Source organism: Reyranella sp., assembly GCF_052439685.1.
GTDB lineage: Bacteria > Pseudomonadota > Alphaproteobacteria > Reyranellales > Reyranellaceae > Reyranella.
In genome coordinates, this window is the sequence record NZ_JBQVQG010000028.1 from 1 (window position 1) to 25,148 (window position 25,148).

At 65.5% G+C, this 25,148-nt stretch carries 24 protein-coding genes and 1 tRNA gene; 12 read left to right on the forward strand and 13 right to left on the reverse strand.

All coding sequences use genetic code 11. The features are described from left to right. Positions 1-154: 154 nt before the first annotated feature. The 4 genes from ACT6UX_RS24870 to ACT6UX_RS24885 all read right to left on the reverse strand — a co-directional run bounded on the left by ACT6UX_RS24870 (position 155) and on the right by ACT6UX_RS24885 (position 4,064). On the reverse strand, positions 155-841 hold the full coding sequence (locus tag ACT6UX_RS24870) for a PepSY-associated TM helix domain-containing protein (protein WP_444777842.1): 687 nt from the start codon (positions 839-841) through the stop codon (positions 155-157). Beyond that, positions 841-1,524, reverse strand: coding sequence for a Fe2+-dependent dioxygenase (locus ACT6UX_RS24875; protein WP_444777843.1), 684 nt, complete (start codon positions 1,522-1,524; stop codon positions 841-843). The genes ACT6UX_RS24870 and ACT6UX_RS24875 overlap by 1 nt, the downstream gene beginning before the upstream one ends. Positions 1,525-1,545: 21 nt before the next feature. Further along, positions 1,546-3,837: a TonB-dependent receptor gene (locus ACT6UX_RS24880; RefSeq protein WP_444777844.1), complete on the reverse strand. Its 2,292-nt coding sequence runs from the start codon at positions 3,835-3,837 to the stop codon at positions 1,546-1,548. A 151-nt stretch (positions 3,838-3,988) separates the two neighbouring features. Beyond that, positions 3,989-4,064: transfer RNA gene (locus ACT6UX_RS24885), tRNA-Arg, on the reverse strand. A gap of 729 nt (positions 4,065-4,793) precedes the next feature. Here ACT6UX_RS24885 and ACT6UX_RS24890 point away from each other — a divergent pair. Continuing rightward, positions 4,794-5,000 (forward strand): hypothetical protein, encoded by a 207-nt coding sequence (locus ACT6UX_RS24890; protein ID WP_444777845.1) that lies wholly within the window; start codon positions 4,794-4,796, stop codon positions 4,998-5,000. Positions 5,001-5,858: 858 nt separating this feature from the next. Here ACT6UX_RS24890 and ACT6UX_RS24895 read toward each other — a convergent pair. Together ACT6UX_RS24895 and ACT6UX_RS24900 are read right to left on the reverse strand one after the other, a co-directional pair. Beyond that, the gene (locus tag ACT6UX_RS24895; RefSeq protein ID WP_444777846.1) at positions 5,859-6,209 is read right to left on the reverse strand and encodes a hypothetical protein; all 351 of its coding nucleotides are present in this window, start codon (positions 6,207-6,209) and stop codon (positions 5,859-5,861) included. Positions 6,210-6,359: 150 nt separating this feature from the next. Further along, complete coding sequence (locus tag ACT6UX_RS24900) at positions 6,360-6,623, reverse strand: hypothetical protein (RefSeq protein ID WP_444777847.1); 264 nt, start codon at positions 6,621-6,623, stop codon at positions 6,360-6,362. Positions 6,624-7,067: 444 nt separating this feature from the next. On the opposite strand from ACT6UX_RS24900, the gene ACT6UX_RS24905 reads away from it, so the two are divergent. The 6 genes from ACT6UX_RS24905 (at position 7,068) to ACT6UX_RS24930 (ending at position 13,592) form a co-directional block, all read left to right on the forward strand. Then, on the forward strand, positions 7,068-7,346 hold the full coding sequence (locus ACT6UX_RS24905) for a hypothetical protein (RefSeq protein ID WP_444777848.1): 279 nt from the start codon (positions 7,068-7,070) through the stop codon (positions 7,344-7,346). 787 nt (positions 7,347-8,133) lie between these two features. Further along, positions 8,134-8,952 carry a phosphonate ABC transporter, permease protein PhnE gene (phnE, locus tag ACT6UX_RS24910; protein WP_444777849.1) on the forward strand — a complete coding sequence of 273 codons (819 nt, stop codon included), beginning with the start codon at positions 8,134-8,136 and terminating at the stop codon, positions 8,950-8,952. Then, positions 8,949-9,698, forward strand: coding sequence for a phosphonate ABC transporter ATP-binding protein (gene phnC, locus ACT6UX_RS24915; protein ID WP_444777850.1), 750 nt, complete (start codon positions 8,949-8,951; stop codon positions 9,696-9,698). Before phnE ends, phnC begins: the two co-directional genes overlap by 4 nt. Next, a complete protein-coding gene (locus tag ACT6UX_RS24920; RefSeq protein WP_444777851.1) occupies positions 9,695-11,233 on the forward strand; it encodes a 5-methyltetrahydropteroyltriglutamate--homocysteine methyltransferase in 1,539 nt (512 codons plus the stop codon). Before phnC ends, ACT6UX_RS24920 begins: the two co-directional genes overlap by 4 nt. 79 nt (positions 11,234-11,312) lie before the next feature. Further along, complete coding sequence (locus ACT6UX_RS24925; RefSeq protein WP_444777852.1) at positions 11,313-11,576, forward strand: hypothetical protein; 264 nt, start codon at positions 11,313-11,315, stop codon at positions 11,574-11,576. Between the two features lie 57 nt (positions 11,577-11,633). Continuing rightward, positions 11,634-13,592 carry a PAS domain S-box protein gene (locus ACT6UX_RS24930; RefSeq protein WP_444777853.1) on the forward strand — a complete coding sequence of 653 codons (1,959 nt, stop codon included), beginning with the start codon at positions 11,634-11,636 and terminating at the stop codon, positions 13,590-13,592. A gap of 6 nt (positions 13,593-13,598) precedes the next feature. Here the strand turns inward: ACT6UX_RS24930 and plsY are convergent, their stop codons facing one another. Continuing rightward, on the reverse strand, positions 13,599-14,249 hold the full coding sequence (gene plsY, locus ACT6UX_RS24935; protein WP_444777908.1) for a glycerol-3-phosphate 1-O-acyltransferase PlsY: 651 nt from the start codon (positions 14,247-14,249) through the stop codon (positions 13,599-13,601). Between the two features lie 146 nt (positions 14,250-14,395). Here plsY and ACT6UX_RS24940 point away from each other — a divergent pair, with 146 nt between their 5' ends. Together ACT6UX_RS24940 and ACT6UX_RS24945 are read left to right on the forward strand one after the other, a co-directional pair. Further along, the gene (locus ACT6UX_RS24940) at positions 14,396-15,385 is read left to right on the forward strand and encodes a Bug family tripartite tricarboxylate transporter substrate binding protein (protein ID WP_444777854.1); all 990 of its coding nucleotides are present in this window, start codon (positions 14,396-14,398) and stop codon (positions 15,383-15,385) included. Between the two features lie 107 nt (positions 15,386-15,492). Further along, positions 15,493-15,996, forward strand: coding sequence for a YbhB/YbcL family Raf kinase inhibitor-like protein (locus tag ACT6UX_RS24945; RefSeq protein ID WP_444777855.1), 504 nt, complete (start codon positions 15,493-15,495; stop codon positions 15,994-15,996). A 151-nt stretch (positions 15,997-16,147) separates the two neighbouring features. On the opposite strand, the gene ACT6UX_RS24950 is transcribed toward ACT6UX_RS24945, so the two are convergent. The 3 genes from ACT6UX_RS24950 to ACT6UX_RS24960 all read right to left on the reverse strand — a co-directional run bounded on the left by ACT6UX_RS24950 (position 16,148) and on the right by ACT6UX_RS24960 (position 19,295). Continuing rightward, positions 16,148-16,834 carry an NAD-dependent epimerase/dehydratase family protein gene (locus tag ACT6UX_RS24950; protein ID WP_444777856.1) on the reverse strand — a complete coding sequence of 229 codons (687 nt, stop codon included), beginning with the start codon at positions 16,832-16,834 and terminating at the stop codon, positions 16,148-16,150. 132 nt (positions 16,835-16,966) lie between these two features. Then, a complete protein-coding gene (locus ACT6UX_RS24955) occupies positions 16,967-17,416 on the reverse strand; it encodes a MarR family winged helix-turn-helix transcriptional regulator (RefSeq protein WP_444777857.1) in 450 nt (149 codons plus the stop codon). An 85-nt stretch (positions 17,417-17,501) separates the two neighbouring features. Then, positions 17,502-19,295, reverse strand: coding sequence for a sulfatase-like hydrolase/transferase (locus ACT6UX_RS24960; protein ID WP_444777858.1), 1,794 nt, complete (start codon positions 19,293-19,295; stop codon positions 17,502-17,504). A gap of 124 nt (positions 19,296-19,419) precedes the next feature. Here ACT6UX_RS24960 and ACT6UX_RS24965 point away from each other — a divergent pair, with 124 nt between their 5' ends. Continuing rightward, the gene (locus tag ACT6UX_RS24965; protein ID WP_444777859.1) at positions 19,420-20,436 is read left to right on the forward strand and encodes an amidohydrolase family protein; all 1,017 of its coding nucleotides are present in this window, start codon (positions 19,420-19,422) and stop codon (positions 20,434-20,436) included. Positions 20,437-20,467: 31 nt separating this feature from the next. Here ACT6UX_RS24965 and ACT6UX_RS24970 read toward each other — a convergent pair whose 3' ends face one another. Next, positions 20,468-21,460, reverse strand: a complete 993-nt coding sequence (locus tag ACT6UX_RS24970; RefSeq protein ID WP_444777860.1) for an HNH endonuclease — start codon at positions 21,458-21,460, stop codon at positions 20,468-20,470. A 156-nt stretch (positions 21,461-21,616) separates the two neighbouring features. On the opposite strand from ACT6UX_RS24970, the gene ACT6UX_RS24975 reads away from it, so the two are divergent. After that, positions 21,617-22,408, forward strand: coding sequence for a hypothetical protein (locus tag ACT6UX_RS24975; RefSeq protein ID WP_444777861.1), 792 nt, complete (start codon positions 21,617-21,619; stop codon positions 22,406-22,408). A gap of 43 nt (positions 22,409-22,451) precedes the next feature. Here ACT6UX_RS24975 and ACT6UX_RS24980 read toward each other — a convergent pair whose 3' ends face one another. Then, positions 22,452-23,186: an SDR family NAD(P)-dependent oxidoreductase gene (locus ACT6UX_RS24980; protein WP_444777862.1), complete on the reverse strand. Its 735-nt coding sequence runs from the start codon at positions 23,184-23,186 to the stop codon at positions 22,452-22,454. Positions 23,187-23,271: 85 nt separating this feature from the next. Here ACT6UX_RS24980 and ACT6UX_RS24985 point away from each other — a divergent pair, with 85 nt between their 5' ends. Next, positions 23,272-23,676, forward strand: a complete 405-nt coding sequence (locus ACT6UX_RS24985) for a winged helix-turn-helix transcriptional regulator (RefSeq protein ID WP_444777863.1) — start codon at positions 23,272-23,274, stop codon at positions 23,674-23,676. Positions 23,677-23,703: 27 nt separating this feature from the next. Here the strand turns inward: ACT6UX_RS24985 and ACT6UX_RS24990 are convergent, their stop codons facing one another. Further along, positions 23,704-25,140 (reverse strand): DUF1254 domain-containing protein, encoded by a 1,437-nt coding sequence (locus tag ACT6UX_RS24990; protein ID WP_444777864.1) that lies wholly within the window; start codon positions 25,138-25,140, stop codon positions 23,704-23,706. Positions 25,141-25,148: the final 8 nt, after the last annotated feature.

A 25,148-nucleotide genomic window follows, 5' to 3' on the forward strand; every position in this document is an offset into this window, starting at 1 on the left:
GTCAGTGCCCAGCCGCCACCGACATGGAAGAAGATCACCAGCGCGAGGATCCCCCGACGCGCCGCGGTCGAGAGCGGCTCGCGTGACGGTCCCGGCGGGCCGGGCTCCACGAAGGGCGGGTTCGAAGGCACGGGTTCAACCACTGACATCGCTCCTACAATCGGAGCGGGCTTACGGCCAATGCCACCGTGGTAGCCACGGCGACGGCGAAGATCGTGATGCCGACCGCGCGCTTGCGGTGGGTCTCCCACCACAGGATGACGCCGCTGATCGACAGGAAGATCATGCTGCCGGCCAGCGTGTCGATCAACAGGATCCACGGCACGGGCATCGTCGTGCCCTTGTGCAGGTTGGTCAGCGTGGCCACGAAGCCGTTCCGCGTCGTCCGCACCGAAAGCGATCGGTTTCCGACCCAGTACTCCGCCTGCACCAGATGATTGGGACCACCGAAGTTCAGCACCCAGCGCTCGGGTTGTTGCAGGGGACGGGCATTCCCATCGCCGCCCCGCTCACCCCACGCAACGGGTCGCGCGCGCTCGACACGCGTGTTGTTCGGGCCGCGGTCGAGCTTCAGCGACTGCTGCAGCCAAGCTCCCATCGCCTCTATGGTCTGGGGTCGTGGATCGGGCAGCTGGAGCTGAGCATTGATCTGCTGCTGGTCAGGCAAGGACAGCTTCATGGTGCTGCGGTGATTGAGCCAGATGCCGCTGAACCCGAACAGGAGACCGAGCAGCGCACCCCACAGGCCGAACCACCCGTGCGTCTTGCGTACCCAGCGCACGAAGCTCAGCCGGCGATTCACCTTCCCCGCTTTGCCGGGCATGGCGGCGGTGACGGTCATCAGGTCTCGCTCCATTGCCGCACGAGGTTGTGGTAGCAGCCGATCAGCGCCCGCCGCGCCCCCTCGTCCGCGTTGGTCTCGTTCAGCCGCTGGATGGCGTTGTCCATGTCGTGCAGGAGAGACCGTTGCATGTCGTCCCGGATCAGACTCTGCGTCCAGAAGAAGCAGGCCATTCGCACACCGCGGGTGATCGGGGCCACCGAATGCAGACTGGTCGCGGGATAGACGACCATGTCGCCTGCCGCCAGCTTGACGCTGTGCTGGCCGTACGTGTCCTCGATCTGCAGCTCCCCGCCGTCATAGTCCTCGGGATTGCTGAGGAACAACGTCGCCGATACGTCGGTACGCAGCTTGCGCCCGTTGTGCGGGTTGATGCGCACGCTGCCGTCGACGTGCGCGCCGAATCTCATCCCTTCCCCGTAGCGGTTGAACATGGGCGGATAGATCTCGTTCGGCAGAACGGCGCTGATGAAGACCGGGTGGACCTCCAGCGCCGCCCCGACGATGCGCTGGCAGGCGATCGCCGTTTCAGACCGCTCGTCGATCTGTTGATTGAACTTCACCGGCGCGCCCTGATAGCCGGCGGTCACGCGACCGTCGACCCACGAATTGGAGCGCTCCAGGCGCTCGCGCAGACTGACGAGCTGCGCGGCGTTGAGGACTTGGGGAATACAGACCAGCATGACGGGCGGCGGCTACCGTCTTCACAGACGATAGTTCAGCGTGATCATGCCCGTGGTGCCAGACCCCATCACCGCGCGGCCACCGTCGGACGCGATGACGCCGTCGTAGTAGACAGAGTTGAACAGGTTGTAGACGTTGAGCCGTACGTCGTAGGTCGGCTGCTTGTAGGCTGCCGTCAGGTCGACGCGGGCATAGGCCGGAACGACCACGGTATTGGTATTGTTGGCATAGCGCTGTCCGACATAGAAGACGCCGCCGCCGATCTCGTAGGTCTCCTTGAACGTGTAGGTCGTCCACAGGTTCGCAGAGTCTCTCGGCGTGTTGAGCGGCACCTTGCCCGTCGTGTTGCCGATGCCGTTCTGGTAGCTCAACCCCTGCAGGATGACGCCGTTCAGATAGGCGTAGCCACCGAACACCTGCCATTCCGGCGTGATGCGGCCAGAGAAGCCGACGCGGCCACCACTCACCTGCACGTTTCCGGTCGGCGAGTAACTGCCATCCGGGTTCTGCGTCCTCGCATTGTTCTTGACGATCGAGAACACTGCGGCATTGAGAGAGAGATTGGCATTCAGCAACTCGTACTTGACGCCAGCCTCCACGCCCTTGTTGTTTTCTGGCGGCAGGTTCGATGCGCCGGTCGTCGAGGTGAGTTGCTCGAGGGAGGGATTGAACGAGGTGCTATACGAAACGTAGTACGATTGCGCCGGTGTCGGCTCGTAAATGACGCCGGCTCGGACGCTGAGGAAACTGTCAGCCTGGTAGAGAAACGGGACCTGGGTGTTTCCGGCCGTATTGGCGCTATTGACGGAGTTGCCGACCGTCGCCGAGTAGTAGTCCCAGCGCAGGCCGCCGACGACTTTCACCTCGGGAATGACCTGAACCGTGTCGTTGAAGTAGAAGCCGGCGCCCCAGGCCTGTGACGACGCGTAGTTGCCTGGCACGGACGCGACGTTGCCGGGCGTGTTGGCGCCGACCGTGTAGCCTGCCGGGGTGCAGCCGACGGACCCGGCCGGCAGAGCGATACCGTTGCATGTGCCGGTACGGCTGGATTGCTTGTTCGAGTAGGATTCGTAGTTCAGATCGACACCCATCAACAGCGTGTGGCCGACTGTTCCGGTGTTGAACTTGGCCAACACTTCGGTCTGGTTCTCCACCGTGATGTCATTGATGTTTCGGTCACGACTGAGCTGGCGGATCCACAGATTGCCGAGCGGCGCGGCACTATAGGGGATGTTGTTCGGGCCGCGCGGCGCCGCCACGAAACCACCGTTGGCGCCGAGCGTGCCGACGAATCCGCCCGAGGTTTCACGCACGGCCGTGTTCACCCAGACGAACTCCGTCTGGTTGCGCAGGTTCAGGTTCGGAGCGAATTTGTGCTCGATCAGGCTCTGCAGGGCGATGACGTCCTGCTCGGTATAGTCGTCGTTGAAGCCCCAGGCGGTGTTGCGGGGCGCGTTGAGCGGATAGCCGTTCAGGTTCGGGACACCATAGTTCACCTGGTCCTTCTTATGCTGAAGGATCGCGCCCAGCGTGATCTCCGTGGGCGTGCCGATGCCGAGCTTCACGCTCGGCGCGAGACCGAAGTCGAGGACATTGGTCTGGTCGACCGTCGAGGCCTTGCCGACCTGGAACATCGCCGACACGCGGGCCGCGTTGGTCTCCTCGAAGGGCGTGTTGACGTCCGCCGTCGTGCGCACGAGGCCGTTGGTGGTCACCTGGGCACTGAGTTCCGTCGCCTGCTTCAGGAACGGCTTCTTGGTCACCTGGTTGATGACGCCGCCCGTCGAGCCGCGGCCGAACAGCATCGAGGACGGGCCCATCAGCACCTCGACCTGCTCCAGCGCGAACACGTCGCGATAGTACTGGCCGCGGTCACGCATGCCATCGAGATAGATGTCGGTCCGGGCGGAGAAGCCGTTGATGTTGATGTTGGTGCCGATGGCACCGCCTTCCGCCGACCCGATCGTGACGCCCGGCGCGTTGCGGACGGCGTCTTCCAGCTTGGTTACGCCCTGCGACTGCATCAGCGCCCGGTTGATGACGACCACCGACTGCGGCACGTCCATCAGGTTGGCGGCGCCGAGGCGGTTGATGGAGCCTCGCGTGGTCTGGAAGTCCTCGCTGGGACGGCTGCCGGTGACCGTCACGGTCTGCATGGTCGCGGGCGCGGCAGATGGAGCCGCGGGCTGGTTTTCAGTCGAAGGCGTGGCTGGCGCAGGCGCTGGCGTCTGAGCGGGATCCTGCTGGGCCATGGCGCCCGGCGCCACGAGCAATCCAACCAACGCCGTCTTGACCGGTACGCGCTTTGCCATTTCTTCTCCCCAAAAGGCTACTCGTCTCCCCCGAATTGAGGAGAATGCGAGTTATTATCACGGAAAGAAAAAGGCATTGATAATGAATCGCATGCACTGATGCGAACCAGCCCTGCAACCATGATACATATGGACTGCAACGGCTGGGAGATGGCGCGCCCGGCTGGATTCGAACCAGCGGCCTACCGCTTAGAAGGCGGTTGCTCTATCCACTGAGCTACGGGCGCTTGCCAATAGAATCGAGGTTTTCTGAGGATCGCTCGCCAACGGTACGGTCCTGTTGGGGACTGCTGTTGGGGACTCGGTTCTCAATCTGCCCCTTCTCGCCGCCTCAGTAGTGATCGCCGGCAGGGCCGGAAATCTGCCCGCTGAGAGGCAGCGACTTTGTATGGCCCCATGCGCGCGCCGTCTAGCCGCGCCCGCACCCCGCTCATGTCTCCATGCGGACTCTTCGGCTGACGCCAGCAGGTAGCGGCAATACCCTGCCACTATATCCCGCGCGCAGCGCCGACGCGGACGTGATGCAGCGGTGGATCGCCGCCTCCGACATCGACGCGGCCTGCACAGGCGGGATACAGCGAGGCGCCGGCTCACGGCGGGGAGCGCCAACCTGGACCAAGACGAAGCTGGGCTGTTGATGGTCGGCCCGTGGCGCCACCCGCCTGGCACGTTGTGCGCCCCGCGGACGATCCTCGGCCACCAATACGTCGTGTGTCACGGCTGCCGTCGTTTCACCGCCATGGTCATCCCGGCAGGCATGGAAGATCGGAAGTATGAGCCCTGCCCTGTGTCTGCCGGCTCCGCGGCCAGCGTGGCGAACTCGTGACGGACGTGCCTCGCGGCATTAAGTCGGCTTCCGCCGGGACATCCAGGCAGGTGCTGCCGACTGAAAGTCCTACCGTAATGGAAGCGAAAGCTCTTTCTGATATCGGGATACTGGATTAGATGCGGGGTCGATGAAAAACGCCAAAGAGCTGATGGCGCGCCTCGGCTGCCGCCTTGAGCAGGACAGATTGACCGAAGCCGAATTTAGAAGCGCCGTGGCCGAGGTCTTGGCCGCCACGACGGACGGGCTGAGCGGCGCCAACTACCTGATGCTGTCGCAAGAGATCCGTGACCTCGAGCATGCTTGGCAGGATAGCTGCGAGCGGACTGCTAACTGAGATTCTGTTTGCCGGGCTCGATCGGTTTGGCTCCACTCCAGGCCCCCACCGCGTCGTGCCAGTAATCGATCGCGGCTTTCAGATGCCCCAAGCGCTTGTCCGAGCTATCGACCCGAAACATTGCAAGCTCATCTATCACGCGCTGCCTGGCAGCGCGTACGTTCTCGGAATGGTGATCCGACATGCATCCCCAACCAATTCACCCTCACTCTAAATTAGTATTAAAGGTGCCGTTTTTCAACGCACGTGCCGAAATTTTAGGCAGTGACGGTGCTCAACAGATCACAGCAAAGTGCGGGTGAGACCTTGAGGATGCCTTCCGAGGTGCTGCCGCTGGCAGTGTTGGCACGTTCGTGACGCTGGCGTTGATCTTGTAGAAGGCTGGCGCCCGCCTCCCCCACCCATCGAGGAGATGTCGCACAATACCCGCCGGCTTCTGCTGCCCATTGCAGCCGTGCAGTACGTTGAGATAGCTGTGCCTGCCAAGCCAAGGATCCTCAGGGTCTGCATCGCCTCGGGCCGGGGTGATCCCCCCCCCCCGCCAGTTGCCCGATTTGGATCGAGCGGGAGACCATTCTTGAACTGCAGGCTGGAGGCCCGCCTAAATCCGGCCAACGCCGCCGCTGCGCAACGCCTTGGGAGCGCGGTGCTTATTCATGGATATTTAACATGGACGCAATCTCAAACCGAGCTTGGCTATTGAAGCCTGGCGTAGGTTTAGCGATTTGCGAATTGCCGGTCATGGGCGGCGCATAGCGAAAACTCACCGCATCGGTACAGAGCCGGCAGGCCCAGTGCCGAGAAGAGCTGGCCGGGTGTGCCCTTGAACACGCAAGCGGCGCAATTGCGAAAGGCCGCTCACTCCGACTCGGCTTGACGAAGCGCTTCTGCACGTTCGCAGGCTGCCGCAGCTTCCTTGTACTGCTTGAGGTCGAGATAGGCACGAGCGAGGTATTCATAATGGGGTGGCTTCTTGTATTCGCCGGTCGCCACAGTCGCGAAGAGATGGCGGGCCGCAGAGCGCTGCTTAATGGCAACGAGCGTGCGGACCGCCAGGCACGTCGCCTCAAGCCGAAGGCCCCGGTCGGTCTTCAAACCCGCGATCCGTTCGAAGATCCTCGTAGTATCGTCCCAATCGCTTCGGCTGAAGGATGCGCGCATCTCATCAATCAACTTCTTGCCGAGCTCGATCTCTTCCTCTGTGCTCACTACGATGTCCCCACATATTGCAAGCGTTGCAGCACGTCCGCTCAAGGCTTCGATGTCACTGTGGTCTAACTGCCTGCGGATTCCAAACAGTGGCGGCAGTGGCCCGAAACGGGGCGATGGCCTGGGCCGCAAAATTCCGAAGACTACGCATCAACTGAGCGACCGCTTTAGGCTCTCCTTCCAATCGTGCTCTATCTCCCGAATCTTCTGGGCGATGAGCAGGCCATCGATTGATCCTAAATCCCCAGGCGTTGCGGCAATGATATCCGAGACCGCCGCGATGAAGTCCTTTTCGCTCATACGGTCCTGCGCGATTCGGTCCTGTAACGCATCCAGGCCAATGCTGATTTTACTCTTCAACGTCGCGGAGAGTTTTGGAATCGCAGGCGAACGTTTGTCGCTATTGCCTTTCATGACACTCCTCCTCTCGGCAGCCAAGGATGACACGAGAGAAAGGAGTCTTGGATAGATTCCGAAAAAACTGATGGGTGATCAGTGGGCTTATCTCTGCGTTCTTGCACTCGGACATCGAGCATTGATCGGCTCAGCCTGTGCTGCACGTATTGCTCTGCATCGACGATTGGCCAAGCTGCAAATGCGAACGAATCCCGGTCACGCATCGATGAATCGATCACAAGCCATTGTTTCGAAATTCGGCAAACGTTGGAATGCGTGCAAATCTCTGCAACGAGCTGGTCGCCTCAGGAGGCGGCCAGGGTCACCGCAGCATGAACGCAAACATCCGCGCTTAGTTCGCTACAGGACAATAAGCTAAGACACTGTGGAGACGCTTTTTTATTCAAAGGTATGCAAACATGCGGGATGGTGAAGTGAGCGGATTACTCCTACTCTCTCAATATGGTCGACGAGCAGCGCAACAAGATTTTGGCGGTCCTTGCTGAGATAAACGAGTCCTTGGATAAGCGCCTTAAAGATGATGGTGCTTCTTCGCTTCCGCACGTAATCGTGGCGATTGGGCCCGATGGACACGCGCTTGTTCACGGCAATGTCGACCTTCCGCGACTCAAGATGTTGGCCAAAGAGCTGACCGAGCTTGTCGATGCTTCGCTATCGATTCAAAAAAATAGATACGAGCGCGCCGATGCAGCTGCCGCTTCGAAAGCACCTATTCACTGAAAGCTGCTCGGTCCGGGATGTCGCGCGATTGCACGTTCGCTACTCCTGGGCATGACGCGTGTGCAATATATCTAGCCCAGCGCGCGCCCATCTATTTCCGTTGATGCCGAACACCACGCCCATGCAGACGGCGCAGGCTGCTGTGAGCGTCGCCACCAGCAAGCCAAGAATAGGATGATCGCGATTTCCCTACTCACCTTCCCGTCAACGGCTTGAACACGCAGCGCACCATCCCCCCGCGGATGCAGTGTCGTCAGTTGTAGTCGATCGACGGATCGAGCCCCTGCGCGACACGCGCGCGCGGCATCAGGATGATGTCGCCGGCGCCGGTGGTGGTCGCGATCCCTGCCTGGGTCTCCCGCAACTTCGTGGCATGCTTGCGCCGGCAGTCGCATGGGCCGCAACAGTGGACACCGTCGCGGTCGACGTAGCGCGGCTGTTCATGATCCAGGCGGCGTCGCCGAGGCGACGCTTCAGCTGGGGTGCACGACCTCGACGGTCCGGAACTTCTGGACGCAACCAACTGCGCGGCCACCGCGTCGGCATGGGGGGGGGGGGCCCCCCCCCGCAACCCCCCGGGGCCACCTCTCTCGTCTGACGCAGGGCAATCGCATATGGAAATTTCCGTCGTCTCGACCGGAGCGCGCAGCGCGGAGTGGAGAGACCTTTTTTCCACCATTAGCCGTCAAATCGAGGAAAGAAGGTCTCTCCACTCCGCTGCGCTCCGGTCGAGACGACGGGGAGTTTGGGCAAATGCGATAGCCCTACCGTATGGTGGGGCCGGTCTATGAGCGCGGCCGAGAAGGCGCTTGCCGATCTCGAGGCGCAGGGGCGGGGCTTCAGCGCCCGCCGCCTGCGCCTGTGGCTCATCGCGGCACTCGTGCTGGCCTTCTATGCCGTGTCGTGGGACCTCGCGGGCATCGATCTCGAGCGGCTGGCGACCGGCCTGCCCAGGCTCGGCCACTGGATCGCGTCGGCCTGGCCGCCCGACACGCGCGAGGTGCCGCTGTTCGCCTATCGCATCGCCGAGACCGTGGCGATGGCGGCGCTGGGCACGACGCTCGCGACCCTGCTCGCCATCCCGATGGCGATCCTCGCCAGCCGCAACATCACGCCCTGGCCGGCGCTCTACTATCCGGTGCGCTGGTTCCTGAACGCGCTGCGCGGCATCGACTCCTTCGTCTTCGCGCTGCTGTTCGTCGCGGCGGTCGGCCTCGGCCCCTTCGCCGGCGTGATCGGCATCGCGCTCCACACCTGGGGCAGTGCCGCCAAATTCTTTGCCGACCATATCGAGAATGCCAATCTCGGGCCGCTCGACGCCGTGCGCACGACCGGCGCCGGCCGCTTCACCGCGATCTGCTACGCGCTGGTGCCGGACATCCTGCCGGTGATGCTCTCGACCACGCTGTTCTGGTGGGAGTTCAACATCCGCGCCTCGACCGTGCTGGGCGTGGTCGGCGCCGGCGGTATCGGCCTCGAGCTGAAGAACAGTATGGACCTGCTCGACTTCCCGCGGCTCTTCACCATCATCGCCATGATCCTGGTGGTCGTGACCGTGCTCGACCAGGTCTCGGCCTGGCTGCGCAAGCGGCTCATCCGGTCATGAGAGGCGCGCCGCGTCTCACCGCCGTCGGTCTCGCCAAGGCCTTCAAGGGCCATGCGGCGATCGACGACATCAGCTTCACCGTGCGCGAGGGCGAGTTCGTTGCCGTGCTGGGGCCCAGCGGCGCCGGCAAGACGACGCTCTTCCGCTGCCTGACCGGCCTGCTGGCGCCGGACAGGGGCGAGGTGAGGGTGGGAGACGACGACATCGCAACGCTGCATGGCCGCGCCCGCCGCCGGATCGCCGTGGTGTTCCAGCAGTTCAATCTCGTGAGCCGCCTCACGGCCCTCGACAACGTGCTGGCCGGCCGTCTCGGTCATGTGCCGGCATGGCGCGGCGTGCTGCGCCGCTTCGACCGCGACGACCGGCTGCTGGCGCTGGAAAGCCTCGATCGTGTCGGCCTGCTGCGCCAGGCGATGCAGCGCGCCGACACGCTCTCAGGCGGCCAGCAGCAGCGGGTGGCGATCGCGCGCGCCATGGCGCAGCGGCCGAGCCTGATCGTGGCCGACGAGCCGGTGGCCAGCCTCGATCCGGCGGCCGGTGCGGGCGTCCTCGAACTGCTGCAGCGCATCGCGCGCAGCGACGGCGTCGGCGTCGTCTGCTCGCTCCATCAGGTCCATCTGGCGCGGACCTATGCCGATCGCGTCGTTGGCCTGTCGCAGGGGCGCAAGGTGATCGATAGTCCGGTGGCCGAGTTCGACGAGGCCGCGTTCGGCCATCTCTACGGCAACAGCGAGACACCGACATGAAGCCGACCGAAACCCACGTTTTTCCCGACGGCATCACCGGCCCCGACGTCAGCTTCGACGGCGGCGACCTCGATTGCGGCAACGGGCTCCTGCTGCTGATCCGCAAGCACATCGACCCGATGGCGCGCGGCCAGCTGCTGGAAATCCTCTCGACGGAAATCTCGGTCGACGAGGACCTGCCGGCCTGGTGCCGCCTGACGTCCAACGAGCTGGTCTCGTTCCAGAAGGTCGGCAAGCAGCGCAGCTTCGTGATCGCCAAGGGCAAGCTCGCCGAACGTGGAGCCAAGGAAGAGCGCCACTGGAGTGGCGCGCTCCGCACGACGGACATTGCTGGAGCGCGCCACTCCAGTGGCGCTCATGCTCGGACAGAACCCGTAGCCGCGCCGCCGGTTCCCGCGATGTCCGTCATGGGCATCGGCTCCTGGCCGCGCCCGCGCTGGATGGTCGAGGCGATGCATTCCTACGTCGAGGGCAAGCTCGACGAGGCCGCGTTCCACGAGACCGCCAACGATGCCGTGCGCCTCGTCGTCGCCGCGCAGGAGCGGGCCGGGGTGGGCGTCCTCACCGATGGCGAGCAGCGCCGCGATTCCTATGCGAGCTTCGTGGCGACACGGCTCGACAATTGCCAGCTCATCCCGCTGACCGACCTGCTGCCGCTGGTCGACGATCCCGAGAAGTTCGAGCGTGAGCTGCGGGCGCTCGACGTGCCGGCCGCCGACGTGCGCCACCCGGCGGTGCTGGGCCGCATCTCGCGCAGCCGTCCGCTGGTGCGACACGAGGCGGATTTCCTGCGCACGCTCTCGACCAGGCCGATCAAGGTCGCGCTGCCGGGTCCTTATCTGCTGACGCGCACCATGTGGATGGAGTGTCTGAACGAGCGCGCCTATGAGAGCCGCGAGGATCTGGCCCAGGACATCGTGACGGCGTTGCGCGCCGAGCTGAAGGACCTGCTCGATGCCGGTGTCTCGCTGGTCCAGTTCGACGAGCCGGTCCTGTCGGAAGTGGTGTTCAGCGGCGCCAAGAGCGGCCCCAGCTTCATGTGCGGGGCGCTGTCGGAATCGCGGGAGCCGGCGCATGAGCTGGCCTTCGCCCGCGACCTCGTGAACGCGGTGGTCGACGGAAGCCCGCGCGAGCGCATCGCGTTGCATGTCTGCCGCGGCAACTGGACCCCCGATGAATCGGTCGCGCTGGCCGGCGACTATCGCCCGCTGGTCGACACGCTCGCCTCCATGCGGGTCGGCGCCTATCTCCTGGAGATGTGCACCCCGCGCGCCGGCGAACTCGAGATCCTGAAGGCGCTGCCGCAGGACGCCCGCATCGGCGTCGGCGTGGTGAACCAGAAATGCGCCCATGCCGAGCCGGTCGAGGAAGTCGGCGCCAAGATCGCCCGCGCCATCGACCTGTTCGGCAAGGACCGCCTGCTGTTCCATCCCGATTGCGGCTTTGCCACCTTCGCCGACAACCCGATCTGCAGCGCTACCGCCGCCGAGGAAAAGCTCAAGGTCATCGTCGAGGCGGTCGAGCGGTTGCGCTGACCGCCGCGCTGCACCGGCAGCCTATACCGGTTTCGCCGATCGGGGAACGGGCGCCAGATGCACTCTCGATCGGGAGAGGGTGACATCGTGCACGTCGGTTCTTCGTGGCCGCAGGCGCGGCGGTCGGTCTTTTCGGAATTTCCACACCAGGGAGCAGCGCGAGATCGAGACCGGGCCGCTCACGGGGCGCGAGTTCGTCCTTGCCGCGGCGGGCGACCGCTTCGTGCGGGCGCGTCTCTACCTCACGCGGCAGGCGGTCTATTCGCAGATCGCGCAGGGGCGCCTGTCCCGGCTCGGCAGCCCGATGGTCACGCGGTTCTTCGACTCGCTGCGGTTCGGCTAGCGGGCGCGCCGGCGCCGGAGCCGTTCCGGCTGGCGCGACTTGTGATATAGCGGCGCCATGTCGGCCCCTCCCACCAAGGCACCTGCGTCTGCTGGCAAACCTTTGGATGACGGCTCGTTCCGCCAGCTGGTCGAGGGCGTGCTCGACTATGCCGTGTACATGCTCGATCCCGCGGGCAACGTCGCGAGCTGGAACAGCGGCGCCGAACGCTTCAAGGGCTACACTGCGGCCGAGATCGTCGGCAGCCATTTCTCGCGCTTCTACGCCGAAGAGGATCGCCGTTCCGGCCTGCCGGCGCGGGCCCTCGACATCGCGCTGCGCGAGGGCCGGTTCGAGAACGAGGGTTGGCGCGTGCGCAAGGACGGCACGCGCTTCTGGGCGCATGTGGTCATGGACCCGATCCGCGGTCCCGACGGCACGCTGCTGGGCTTCGCCAAGGTCACGCGCGACCTGACCCGGCGGCGCGCGGCGGCGGAGGAGCTGCGCCGCAGCCAGGAGGAGTTCCGCCTTCTGGTGCAGAGCGTCACCGACTACGGCATCTATATGCTCGATCCCGAGGGCAACGTCGCGACCTGGAATGCCGGGGCCCAGCGGATCAAGGGCTATGCGCCGGAAGAGATCGTCGGCCAGCACTTCTCGCGTTTCTATACCGAGGAGGACCGTGCCGCCGGCGCGCCGCAGCGGGCGCTCGCCACCGCACTGCACGAGGGCCGCTTCGAGAACGAGGCCTGGCGCGTGCGCAAGGACGGCACGCGCTTCTGGGCCAGCATCGTCATCGATCCGGTTCGCGAGCCCGACGGCACGCTGCGCGGCTTCGCCAAGGTCACGCGCGACATCACGGAGCGCCGCGAGGTGCAGCTCGAACTCGAGCGCGCGCGCGAGGCGCTGTTCCAGTCGCAGAAGATGGAGGCGATCGGCCAGCTCACCGGCGGCGTCGCGCACGACTTCAACAACCTACTGACCGCCGTCATCGGCAGCCTCGAACTGGTGCGCAAGCGCCTGCCGGCCGACGACCGGAACCTGCTGCTGATCGACAATGCCATGCAGGCGGCGCGCCGCGGCGCCACCCTGACGCAGCGCATGCTGGCCTTCGCGCGGCGGCAGGAACTCGATCCGGAACTGGCCTCGGTCGCTGCGTTGGTGACCGGCATGACGACGCTGTTCGACCACACGCTCGGCCCCTCGATCGTGCTCGACGTCGACTGCCCGGCGTCGCTTCCGCCGGTAAGGGTCGACGTCAACCAGCTCGAAATGGCGCTGCTCAACCTCGTGGTCAATGCGCGCGATGCCATGCCGCGCGGCGGCGTCATCGCCATCTCGGCGCGCGAGGCCACGGCGGACCCGGCCTCGACGTTCCCGCTGCCGGCCGGCCGCTACGTGCGCCTCTCGGTCCGCGACCAGGGCCACGGCATGGATGCCATCACCCTGGCGCGCGCGACCGAACCGTTCTTCACGACCAAGGGCGTGGGCAAGGGGACCGGCCTCGGCCTCTCGATGGTGCACGGACTCGCCGAACAGCTGGGCGGCCGCCTGCAACTCGAGAGCGTCCCGGGCATCGGAACGACTGCGTCGCTGTGGATCCCGATGGCCGCCGGCGCCGATGTTCTGTCTCAGCACAGCGAGCCCGCGCCCGCGGTCGAGGCGACGTCGCTGTACATCCTCGCGGTCGACGACGACGCGCTGATCCTCGTGAACACCGCCGCCATGCTGGAGGATCTCGGTCACGAGGTCGTCACCGCCTATTCCGGCCGCGAGGCGCTGGCAGCGCTCGCGGGCATGGAACGGGTCGATCTCGTCGTCACCGATCAGGCGATGCCCGGCATGACCGGCACCGAACTGGTCGCCGCCATCCGGCGCGAGCGCCCCGACCTGCCGGTCCTGCTCGCGACCGGCTATGCCGAACTGCCCGACGGCGGGATGTCCGACATCCCGCGCCTCAACAAGCCCTTCCTGCAGGCCCATCTCGATCACGCCATCGCCGAGGTGATGCGGGGCCGATCCAAGTCGTCCGGCTGACGAGGATCAGGGGCTGCTGCGCCCCACCTTCGGTTCGGTTCCGGCGAGCAGGCGCACGATGTTGGCGCGGTGGAGTGCGAGCACGTAGAGGCCGCCGGCGATGACCAGCAGGCGATAGGCCAGCGGCTCGGGCAGCAGGCAGACGAGAATCGCGGCCGTCACCGCCGCCAGCATCGAGGCGAGCGACACGATACGCACGAGTGCCAGCACGGCGAGAAAGACGAAGGCCGCGCCCACGCCGACCGGCCACGACAAAGCGAGCAGCACGCCGAGGCCGGTCGCCGCCGACTTGCCGCCGGTGAAGCCCAGCCAGATCGAGCGGCTGTGGCCCAGCAGCACGGCAAGCCCGCACAGGCAGACCGCCCAGGGCATTCCGTCCGGCGATGCGCCCAGCCAGGGATAGAGCCAGCGCGCGAGCAGGATCGCCGCCATGCCCTTCAGCACGTCGACAACCAGCACCACCAGGGCCGGTCCCTTGCCCAGCGTGCGCAGTACGTTGGTCGCGCCGGTCGACCCGGAACCGTGCTGACGGATGTCGATGCCGCGCAGCAGCCGGCCCGCCAGATACCCCGTGGGCGTCGAGCCCAGGAGATAGGCGGCAGCGACGCCGGCGATCCCGAAGAGCGAAATGAAAAACGGCGATGTCGCGTCGTGCAGCGGAAGGCTCCGTCAAATCCGCGCCAACTGTAGCGCAGAAAGTCGTGACGGCGCGTCCTCTGCTTGCTGGCTTCACTCGTCCTGAATAGTGTGCCGGTCGCAAGGTCAAGGGGCGGCAAAGCCCTGGAGATCAGGGAGGAATTGTAATGCGTACACCGACTCGTCGTGGGCTCATCGTTACGGGCGCAAGCGCTCTCGCGGCGCCGGCTCTTTTCACCAGTTCGTCGCGGGCGCAGGGCGCGTTCCCGAACAAGCCGATCCGGATCGTCGTACCCTATCCGGCGGGCGGACAGACCGACGGCATCGCGCGCGTCTATGGCGAGTATCTCGGCCGCAAGCTCGGCACCTCCGTGGTGGTCGAGAACAAGGGCGGCGCCGGTGGCACGATCGGCGTGGCCGAGGTCAAGCGCGCGCCGCCCGACGGCTACACCATCCTCTGCACCATTTCCTCGTCGCTGATCCAGAACCGGGTCACGGTGAAGGACCTGCCGTATGATCCGGAGAAGGACTTCACCTATCTCGCCATGACGACCAGCCTCGGCGGCCCCGTCGTGGCGGCCGAGAAGACCGGCGCGACCAACCTCAAGCAGTTCCTCGAATACGCCAAGAAGGTCGACAAGTTGAACTTCGGCGCCTACGGGCCGGGTTCGACGCCGCAGATGCTGATCGAGACGATGGCGCGCCAATACGGGTTCAAGGTCGAGGTCGTGCAGTATCGCGGCGAGGCCGCGATGTTCGCCGACGTGGCGGCCCAGGCGCTCGACGGCGCGGCGGGCAGTCCGGCCGGTGCGGCCTCGGTGATCGGTTCCGGCAAGGGCAGGGCCATCGCCATGATGGGCGACCGTCTGCCGGCCTTTCCCGGTGTCGAGACGATGGTGGAGCAGGGCGCCGTCGGCGGCTTCTACGAGACGCGCGCCTTCGCTGTCTTCGCCGTCCCGGCGGCGACGCCCAAGGACGTCGTAAAGAAGCTCTCCGACACGCTGTTCGAAGCCGGCACCGACGAGAAGGTGAAGGCGCTGATGGCCAATTACCTGATCGTCGGTCCCCTCGATTTCGAAGCGACCAACAAGGTCTTCCAGCGAGACACCCGGATCATGCTCCAGGTGATGAAGGAGATCGGGATCAAGGCCGAGTAGTCGGCCGCGCAAGGCGCGGCCGGGGGAGCGTAGGAGCTTGCCCACGGCAAGCTCCGGGAGCGACGTATGCCGGTGCAACAGGTCTCTTGAACAGCGAGGAACCAACCATGTCCTTCACGGTAACCAGCGACAGCTTCAAGGAAGGCGCCACCCTCGGGATGGAGCACATCCTCTCGGCCGAGTACGGCTTCGGCTGCGGCGGCGGCAACAAGTCGCCGCACCTGCGCTGGTCCGGCGCGCCCGAGGGCACCAAGAGCTTCGCCGTGCGCTGCTACGATCCCGACGCACCGACCGGCTCGGGATTCTGGCACTGGGTGGTGGTCAACATCCCCGCCGGCACGACCGAGCTGGCGCTCGACGCCGGCAACCCGAAGGCCGGCCTTCTCCCAAAGGGCGCGCTGCAGACGCGCACCGACTTCGGCGCCCCGGGCTATGGCGGTCCGTGCCCGCCGCCGGGCCACGGCCCGCACCGCTACGTCTTCACGGTGTTCGCGGTGAAGGAAGAGGCCCTGCCGGTGACTGCCGACACGTCGGCCGCGATCGTCGGCTTCCAGCTGCATTTCAACACGCTGGCCAAGGCCGCGCTGACCGGCACCTTCGAAAGAACGTAGCCAGCGCCGAGCGCGACCTTGCGAGAGAGCGTCAGGACATTGCCTTCGGCACTATCCGGGAGCGACGTCTGGCTCTCTCGTCCGCAGGGACCTTCGACCCCCATCGCCCTCGTAGGACTCGCTCGGTCGTACAGGACATGCATTCGTGTCCTTACAGTATGCCTTCTTGCGCGGCCTGATGAACCGTCCTCACGATCGGCCAGAAGCCAAGGCGCCGCGCGAGCGATCCATCGACATGGAGGGACCAGGGATTTCGCATGTCCTCGGCCGACGGTTCCATCCTCTGGCCCACGAGTCCCACCAATTCATAGACCGTGGTCGGCGCTTCATCGGATATGTTGACGATCCGACCATCGAAGGCGCCTGCCAGCGCGAGCTTTATCGCCGTTGCAATATCGCGATGGTGTATCGTGCTCATCCGATGGGCGGGATGGAAGCCGGCGGCGACCAGGTGCTTTGGCAGCATCTCCAGGTGACCGTCGCCGTCGCCATAAACGAACGGGAACCGTGAGATCGACCAGTTCAAGCCACTCTCGCGCAGCAGTTTCTCGGCTGCGACCTTGCTGGCGGGATAGGCATGTTGCGGCTCGACACGATCGGTCTCCCGGGCGGGCTGGGTCGAGTTCTTGTCGTAGACATTCGACGTGCTCGCCATGATGAAGCGAGCGCCCGGCGCGTCGGCTTGCACGGCGGCGATCAAATTGCGGGTGCCCTCCAGGTTGCTCCTCCAGATCAAATCGATATCCGGGCTGCGAAAGACGGCGGCCAGATGCACGACCGCCGAAACACCCCGAACAGCCTCCGAGAGCGTCGAACGGTCGAGAATATCGCCCGTCACGGCCGTTGCTCCCGGGGGGAGGGCTTCCCTGTCCGCAGCAGTAGCCGGCAAGCAAAGCCTGCTTCCACCAGCCGCGGAACAAGGCGCTCGCCAACGAGGCCTGTCGCTCCCGTCATCAGGATCGTCATGGGCTCATACTTTTCCCGAGAGGGTCTGTAGCCGCTCGGTCGCCAATCGAAGGACGCGGATCGTCGTGGCCAGATCGGTCTCGTCGATGCCGTCGAAAGCAGCCTGGTGAATGAACGAGAGGTCCGGGAGTTGGCGCCACAGGGCCTTGCCTGAACGTGTCAGGCTCAGAAGACGCTGGCGCTGGTCTTCTTCGTTCGAGGTCTGCTGGACCAGCCCTTTGCGAACGAGCGTGGCGATGATCCCGCTCAAAGTTGCCCGTTCGAGCTCAAGCGCATGTCCGAGATCGCGCTGCACCGCCGGACCGGCGTTTGCCAGGTGCCAGAGGACGTACCACTGCGTCGAACCCACATCGTATGGACGGAGGGTCGCGTCCATGAGGGCCCGTCCCGCAAAATAGCATCGCTTTGTCCATGCGCCGACGGTCAGATGTTCGGCGTCTCGTTCGTCCCGCATGCCGGGGCCCTTCCATCCGTTTGCTACCTTGCGGATATCGCAAGGTAGCAAACGAATAGTCAAGCGTGTTCGCCTGGGTCCTGGGCTAGCGCTCGTCCAACGGCGGAAACTTCCACTTCCCGTTGCGGATCGGCAGGAACGAGCCGTCGTCGACGCCGACCTCCTCGGCGATGCGTTCGTTGGTCACCTGATTGAGCGCCAGGATGAGATCGCCGTTCTTCTTCATGTCGAGCGAGAGGTTCGTCATCTCGTCCGGATCGGCCTCGAGGTCGTAGACTTCGAGGTCGTTCTTCGCGAGCAGTTCCTCCATCGTCTTAGGCGCGTTGAAGGCCACCGGCGAGAAATAGCGCGAGAAGCGATAGCGGCCGTCGAAGATGCTGCGGATGGCGGTGCGGTTGCGGAAATCCGGCGGTTGCGCGGCCAGCATCGTCTCCTGCTGCTCCGGCGGCTTGGTCCGGAACGCGCGCATGTCGATCGTCATCGCGGCCCACTTCGGGTCCGAATAGGACAGCATGTCGAAGTTGAACAGCGAGGCCGGCCGCACGGACTTGGGACCCGCGGTCGCCGGGTTGCGCAGCAGGGCGGAGAAATCCCTGCCGCGCAGACCCTCGCTGGCCCGCGCGACCGCGGCGGCATCCTTGCCGGTGAGGGCGAGGAGGGTTGGCGTGAGGTCGAGCTGCGAGGTGATCGCCTGGCATTCCTTGCCGCCGGGAAAGCCCGGATGGACGATCATCAGCGGCAGGTGGTTCTGCTGGCGGTAGGTGTTGGTGCCCTTGCCGCGCATCTGGTGGCTGCCGCCCAACTCACCATGGTCGGCCGTGAAGACGACGATCGTATTCTGCGCCATGCCGTTGTGCTCGAGCGCGGCCATCAGGCGCTCCACCTTCTGGTCGCAGTCGCGAATAGCGTTGAAGTAATAGTTGCGCAGGTCGCGCCAGCGCCTGTCCTCGTCGGGCCAGACACCTACCAGAAGGTCGATCGATTGCTGGTAGTAGAGGTGCGCCTTCGGCCGGCCCGGCGCATCGAGCGCCTGGTGGCGGCTCGCGGGCAGGGGCACGCCGTCCCAAGTCGCGCGATAGAGCTCGTCGTCCGGCGCGCGGGCGATGGGGAGCGCATGCCGCTTGCCTTGGATGTTCTCGGTCCCGGTATCGGAGTCGAAGTACATCGTGTCGTGTGGGTTCACGAGATTGACCGCGAGGTACCAGGGCTGGCCCTTCGTGCGCAGCGTCTGCGCCTCGGTGCGCAGCCACGTGACCGCGGTCGCCAGTGTGCCGTCGTCGTACTTGTAGCCACCGAGCGTGCCGTCGATCAGGTCACCGACGCCGAAGAAGTCCTGGAATCCGTAGGACTGCATGGTCTTGCGATAGTCGAGCAGCGGCGCGTCGACTGGCTTGTCGTTGAGGTCCATCGTCGCCGAGAGATGCCACTTGCCCTGATAGGCGGCGTGGTAGCCCAGCTCGTTGAGCCGATGGCCGATCGTCTTGATCCTGGTCGAGAGGTCGCGCTGCCAGATGTAGTTGAGATTGTCGGCGATCCCGGTGTGCTGGATGTGCTGGCCGGTATAGACGACCGAACGCGCCGAGGAGCAGACGCAGGAGGCCGCCTGATGATTGAGGAAGGTGACGGCCTTCTTCTTGATCGCCTCGCGCCCCGGGACGGGGAACGGCCAGGTCGGGAAGAAATGCTCCTGGTCGACCAGCACGAACAGGATGTTGTAGCCGGCCAGCATCGTGGCCGTCGGAGGACCGGCCGGCGCGGGGGCGGGTGCCTGTGCCTGCGAGATTCCGCCGGCCAGCAGGGTCGTGCCTAGCAGGGCGGCACCGGAGGCCATGGCCGAGCGGCGGGACGGGAGGGACGAGTCGTCTTCGGGGATCGCCATCCGTTTGCTCCTGTGTGAACGTGCCTCATGCTACGCGGACACGGCGACGGAGTGCACACGAAATGCACTCGGCGTTTCATGCACGTTGACGTAGGCTCGGCATCATGGAGCAGGGAGCGTGAACATGTCCTTTCGGCGTATCGCGGTCGAAGAAGCCTTCGTGACGCCGGAGATCATGGCGGAATGGCAAAAGGTGCTGGCGGGCCCCGACGCCGAGCCCGGCTTCGCGAAGATGGGGGAGTCGATCCTCGCCCAGACGCCGGCCAACAAGCCGCTGGACGACCGGCTGCTCGACATCGGCGCGGCGCGCCTCGCGCATATGGATGCGATCGGTCTCGACATGCAGGTCCTCTCGCTCACCTCGCCGGGCGTGCAGGTGTTCGATGCGGCCCTGGCGACGCGGCTCGCGGCCGAGTCCAACGACGCGCTGGCGGCAGCTGTGCGCGCCCATCCGACGCGCTTCGCCGGCCTGGCCGCCATCGCACCGCAAGATCCGGCGGCGGCGACGAAGGAGATCGAGCGCGCTGCCAATACGTTGAAGCTCAACGGCCTGATCGTGAACTCCCACACCAAAGGGGAGTATCTCGATGCGCCGAAGTTCCGGCCGATGCTCGCGGCGGCCGAGGCGCACGACATGCCGATCTATCTCCATCCGCGCGAGCCCGCCGCCTCGTGGGTCGCGCCCTATCTCGACTATGCGCTGTGGTTCGCCGGCTGGGGCTTCGCCGCCGAGACCGGCCTGCATGCGATGCGCCTCCTCATGTCGGGCACCTTCGCGCGCCATCCGAAGCTCAGGATCGTGCTCGGCCACATGGGCGAGGCCATTCCCTTCTGGCTGCAGCGCATCGACAACCGCTATCTGCTGGAGGTGAAGATCGGCGCCTGCGAGAAGCTGCCGCGACTGCCGAGCGAATACTTCCTCGACAATTTCGTGATCACCACCTCGGGCGTGACCTCGATGCCGGCGCTGCGCCTCTCGCTCGACGTGCTGGGCGTCGACCGCATTCTCTTCGCCGCCGATTTCCCCTACGAGGACGACGCCGAAGCCGTGCGCTTCATGGACGGCGCCAGCGTCACGGAGGAGGAGCGGCGGAAGATCTACGAGACCAATGCCTGCCGGGTGTTCGGGCTCGCTCACTAGAGCTTCAGATCGTGGTTCAGCACTATTGGCGTCAGGTAACGTAGACCTGCGCGCGATGATAGTTGAGATAGGCTCGCTGGCTGTCGGAGAAGCCTTGCGCCAGCCAAGGCATTGGGGCTTCGGAGAAGCCGAGCTGCTTCCATGCATGTTCGCCGAGCCCGAGGCGGCGAAGGTCGCCCTGGTCGAAGCGGGGGGAAACCCGCACCTCGCCGCTGTCCTCGAAGGAGATGAAGCCTCGGTCGAAGAGTAGATCGGCGTCTGGCGTGAGCAGGAGCCCGTTCGCGCCGTCGAGTCGTTGGGTTGGCGTCTCGCATGATCGCCAGGGCCTGATGTGGCTGGCGATCAGCAGCGCGGGGTTGGTGATGCCCGTGAGCCGGCACGACCTCTCAACTTTTTCGACATTCGACCGGAACGTGCCCTGGCCCCGGCGAGCCTGAATTGTGGCCGTCCGCACCGTGTCGCTTAGCGTGAGGTCGGTGCGAATGCTCGCTTCGACACGGTCATCGAGCTCGTCCTTGACGTTGCGGAACGTCAGTCGGTTGGCACCACCGGTGCGCAGCTGAACTTCGTCCACGTGAGCGCTCGCGACGACGATGTCGTGGATTTCCCGCGGAATGGCCGCGAGGTAGACGCCCTGATTGCCGTCGCCGGAGGACGCGCGGATGGGTGAATACTTTTCAGGCAGCAGGGGCCCGATCAGCGCCAGCAGATTCTTCGGGCGCACGGGCGGATCGAGGCGGGTCCAAAAAACCGGCAGCAGCCACCCTTCGTTGTTCCAGTATGAGCCCGTCGCACCAAATTCCGACGGCTTGGGCGCTGTGAACGCGAAATCCGCGACCCGCCCGACATAGCGGATGAGCTGGTTGGCGTAGGAGAGGACCAGATCGCCGGGACTGGCCGCGCGCATGTTGTCGTAGAAGCGGTTACGCGCGCCGTTTGCCGAGGTCTTGGGCGACCACAGGTACTGGTGCTCAATCTCCTGATTGAACGTCTGCTTGTGATTGACCCACCAGTATTGCCGCATGCAAATGCAATCTAACCGCTTGGCGGCGCGGAGACCAAGAGGGCCGGGCGTCGTCTGGCCGGCAAATCCCCCCTTTCGTTCGGGGCGGTCGCCCGCCATAAGACGGGGCGGGGGAGGGCCGATCGACGGCCTTCGGGAGAGGACGGGAATCTCGAGATGGCCGGGCTGTTGGGGGATCGCGGGACACAGGTCCTGAAGCTCGTCGTCGCCGGCGCGGCCGGTGCACTGCTTTCGGCCTGTGCCAGCGACAGCACCTCCTACCAGGAGCAGGCGCTGCGGGCGTCGGAAGGCGGCGACCTCAAGGCCGCGACCGCCCTCGCGCAGAAGGAGGTCGAGAAATACTCGGCCACTGACCAGTGCTCCTCCACCACCAACTACAATTGCGGCACCCTGGCGCTCGCCTATAGCAGCCTGGCCGAGTACCAGATCCTGAGCGGCAATCTGGCCGCCGGCGAGCGCAGCTTCGACCGCGCCAAGGGCGCGCTGCAGCGGGTCCCGAAGGACAACAAGCCCAGCGCCACCGGCATGGTCTATCGCGATGTGTCGGAAGCCTTCTGGAAGGCCGGCGACAAGAAGCGCGCCATCGCCGTCTTCAAGGAAGGCACGACCCGCGGTGCCGACGAGTGGCTCTACACCTCCTCCGCCGCCAAGGCCGTCGCCCAGCAGGGGGGCCGACCCGCGCCCGCCCTGCCGGACACCCCGGCGGCGCCCGGTTTGCCGACGGCCGCGCCGGGTGCCCCGATTCCCCTCGGGCCCGCGGTCACGCCGGCCGCGGCGACCGAAACCGACACGATGATCAAGGCGACCCCGCTTGGCGACCCGACCACCGGTGCGCCCGCCGTCAGCGACTCGCCGCGCGGCGGCCGGCCGCCCAGCTCGGCCGAACCGGCACCTGCACCGCTGACGCCCAGTCCGCTGACACCGACCCCGCTGCAGCGCTCGCGCTGAAGCGGGCGTTCGATCGCCTCCGAGGGCGCGCCTGCGGCGCGCCCTAGATCTGCGCCAGACCGCCGTCGACGAAGACCTCGCCGCCGGTCATGAAGCTTGAATCGGCGGAGGCGAGGAACGCCGCCACCGCGCCGGTCTCCGACGGCTCGCCGATGCGGCCGAGCGGCGTTGCGGCACCGATCGCTTCGAAGGCTTCCTTGCCCACGACCTCGAGCGCCAAGTCGGTTCGAGTAGGGCCCGGCGACAGGACGTTGACCCGGATGCCGGTGCCCTTCAGGTCGAGCGCCCAGCTGCGCGCCAGATTGCGCACCGCGGCCTTGGTGGCGCTGTAGATGCTGAACTGCGCCGTGCCCATCTCGCCGGTGGTCGATCCGGTGAGGATGATCGACCCGCCGGCCTTCATCAGCGGCAAGCCCTTCTGCACCGAGAAGATCAGCCCCTTCACGTTGACGTCGAAGATCTGGTCGTACTGCTCCGGCGTGATCGCGCCCAGCGGCGCGAAGGCGCCGGTGCCGGCATTGGCGAACAGGATGTCGAGCCCGCCGCGCTCCGTCTTCACCGTCTCGTACAGCCGGTCGAGGTCGGCCATCTCGGTCACCGAGCCGCGCACCGCGCGCGCCGAAGCGCCGAGCTTTGCCACGGCGGCATCGAGCTGTTCCTGCCGTCGTCCGAAGAGATAGACGAAGGCGCCTTCATCGACGAAGCGCTGCGCGGCGCCCAGCCCGATGCCGGTGCCGTCGCCGGTGATCACGGCCGTCTTGCCTTTGAGTCTGCTCATCCTGTGCTCCTGCTTTTGAGGTTGCACAGAGCTGGAGGCGTACCCACCTAAGGACAAGTATGCACCTTTTGGTAAGTGCCTCAAAATGTCAGACGCCTCTCCGCAGGTCCCGACCTGCACCCCGACCTTGCCGGGCTTCACCTGCGGCCTCGATGCCACGCTGCGGGTGATCGCCGGCAAGTGGAAACCGCTGATCCTCTACTTCCTGGCGCAGGGCGGCCCGACCCGCTACGGCGAGCTGCGCCGCGCCATGCGCGACGTCAGCGACAAGATGCTGATCCAGCAACTCAAGGAGCTGACCGCCGACGGCCTCGTGCGCCGCACCGACTACCGGGAGGTGCCGCCGCGGGTCGACTATGCCCTGACCCCGCTGGGCGAGAGCCTCGCCCAGGCCCTGGTGCCGCTCTGCACTTGGGGTACCGATAACCTCGCCGAGGTGACGCGCGTCTTCGCCCAGCGCGCGGCCACTGCGGCCGTGGAGCGCGCTTAGGACGGCGCGCTGCGGTGACGATCCTGCTTACCCCACCTTCTTCGCCGGCGGCGGGGACCAGGTGCCGTTGATGATCGAGGGCGGCGTCTCGGTGGGCCAGTAGAGGCGCAGCATCAGCTGGAACTTGCCCTTGGGTGCGGGCAGCCAGTTCGATTCCTTATCGGCGCCGGGCGATTCGTTCTGGATGTAGAGATCGGTCGAGCCGTCGGCGTTGGCCTTCAGCTTCTGCCGTGCGCTGATCGAGTAGCGGTTGATCGGGTTGGCGACGAAGAAGAAGTCGGCATCGTACATGGTGAGCGACCAGAAGCCCTTGACCGGCGGCAGCTGGCCCTTGGCGAAGCGCATCACGTATTTGTTCTTGCCGTCATAGTCGCTGCCGTTGGCGTCCTTCATCGACATCGGATAGATCGCGTCCTGCGGCCGGTTGGCGCCCAGCCCGATCGCCGTGACCAGCGCGCGGTTGAGATAGTCCGTCCCGTAGAGGCCGGTGACCGTGTCGTAGAGCCAGCCGTTCACGTTCTTCACCGACTTGCCGAGCTTGAGCTGCAGCATGATGCGGTCGAAGGCGATGTGCGGGATGCGCGCCACGAAGTCGGCGTCGAGCTTGCTCTTGTCGAAGTCCTGGCCGGGCACCAGGCCGATGCGGGCGAAGCGCGCGACGGCGGCGGCATCGGCCGGCGTCGGCGGGTTGGTCTTCATCAGCTCGGCCAGCAGGGTGAAGTAGGAGACGGCGTCGAGCGCGTTCACCTGCTCGCGCACCGCCGTCTTCATGTCGACCTTGGGATCGACCGTGGCAGCGGGCGGCGTGTAGTCCTTGCCCCAGGCGCTGAGCGGCACCAGCTTGCACTGGTCCTGGAGCGCATGGACGGCGGCATAGTCCTCCGGCGTGCCGGTGCAGTAGATGCGGCCCAGCATCCACACCAGGCTGGTCGGCGACTTGTATTCCTTGACGCCGGCCGGGAGCGTGCCCTTCCAGCCGGGGCCGGTGATGGCATAGGTCTGCGCGCCCGTGCCGGTGGTGCGCGAACCCGGCACCTGGAAGACGCTGGTCCAGCCGTCGAGCATCGGGAACAGGTAATAGCGGCCCTTCATGTCGGGCAGGCTGAGCACCCACGGTTCCTTGCCGACATCGGCCCAGGCGATCGTGTAGAGCGTGTCGGCGTTGGGGGCCGTGACATCGCGGAAGGCGGCGGTGGGATATTCGCGGATGCGCGCGAACTGGCCCATCGGCGCGCGCGTGCCAGCGGGGGCCGCGACGTTGGTCATGATCCGCCGCGTCATCTCCATGGTGACCAGCGGATAGCCGTAGACATAGGCGTCGGTCGCCAGCCAGAACTCCTCCAGCCCGCCGAGGATCGGCACGCCTTCCTGGGCCTGCGCACTGGTGGAGGGAAGGAGACCGCCGAGGGCGGAGAGCGTGCCGGCGAGACCGCCCAAAGTGGCGTTGCGACGATTGATGGCCATGATCGAAC